Here is a 1473-nt window from a genome sequence, read left to right as displayed (position 1 = left end):
GGTGCGAACTTTCGGTTCATTGCGTCTTCACACACCGCAATCTGGCTTTTAAGCGCAAATTGCTTGGGTGTTATATGGTCAAGCCTCACGGGCAATTAGTATTGGTTAGCTCAACGCCTCACAGCGCTTACACACCCAACCTATCAACGTCGTAGTCTTCGACGGCCCTTCAGGGGACTCAAGGTCCCAGTGAGATCTCATCTTGAGGCTAGTTTCCCGCTTAGATGCTTTCAGCGGTTATCTATTCCGAACATAGCTACCCGGCAATGCCACTGGCGTGACAACCGGAACACCAGAGGTTCGTCCACTCCGGTCCTCTCGTACTAGGAGCAGCCCCTCTCAAATCTCAAACGTCCACGGCAGATAGGGACCGAACTGTCTCACGACGTTCTAAACCCAGCTCGCGTACCACTTTAAATGGCGAACAGCCATACCCTTGGGACCGGCTTCAGCCCCAGGATGTGATGAGCCGACATCGAGGTGCCAAACACCGCCGTCGATATGAACTCTTGGGCGGTATCAGCCTGTTATCCCCGGAGTACCTTTTATCCGTTGAGCGATGGCCCTTCCATACAGAACCACCGGATCACTAAGACCTACTTTCGTACCTGCTCGACGTGTCTGTCTCGCAGTCAAGCGCGCTTTTGCCTTTATACTCTACGACCGATTTCCGACCGGTCTGAGCGCACCTTCGTACTCCTCCGTTACTCTTTAGGAGGAGACCGCCCCAGTCAAACTACCCACCATACACTGTCCTCGATCCGGATAACGGACCTGAGTTAGAACCTCAAAGTTGCCAGGGTGGTATTTCAAGGATGGCTCCACGCGAACTGGCGTCCACGCTTCAAAGCCTCCCACCTATCCTACACAAGCAAATTCAAAGTCCAGTGCAAAGCTATAGTAAAGGTTCACGGGGTCTTTCCGTCTAGCCGCGGATACACTGCATCTTCACAGCGATTTCAATTTCACTGAGTCTCGGGTGGAGACAGCGCCGCCATCGTTACGCCATTCGTGCAGGTCGGAACTTACCCGACAAGGAATTTCGCTACCTTAGGACCGTTATAGTTACGGCCGCCGTTTACCGGGGCTTCGATCAAGAGCTTCGCGTTAGCTAACCCCATCAATTAACCTTCCGGCACCGGGCAGGCGTCACACCCTATACGTCCACTTTCGTGTTTGCAGAGTGCTGTGTTTTTAATAAACAGTCGCAGCGGCCTGGTATCTTCGACCGGCGTGGGCTTACGCAGTAAATGCTTCACCCTCACCGGCGCACCTTCTCCCGAAGTTACGGTGCCATTTTGCCTAGTTCCTTCACCCGAGTTCTCTCAAGCGCCTTGGTATTCTCTACCCAACCACCTGTGTCGGTTTGGGGTACGGTTCCTGGTTACCTGAAGCTTAGAAGCTTTTCTTGGAAGCATGGCATCAACCACTTCGTGTTCTAAAAGAACACTCGTCATCAGCTCTCGGCCTTGG

At 53.0% G+C, this 1473-nt stretch carries 1 rRNA gene (cut by a window edge); it reads right to left on the bottom strand.

Features of this window, described 5'->3' with window-relative positions:
• Positions 1-74: 74 nt before the first annotated feature.
• Positions 75-1473, bottom strand: a 23S ribosomal RNA gene (locus AC1RL4_RS29180) (its annotated part continues 1538 nt past the right edge of the window); the annotation flags it as partial.

The sequence above is a fragment of the Pseudomonas sp. GW822-FHT07A10 genome, assembly GCF_058798795.1.
This window is presented reverse-complemented; position numbering and strand designations above follow the sequence as displayed.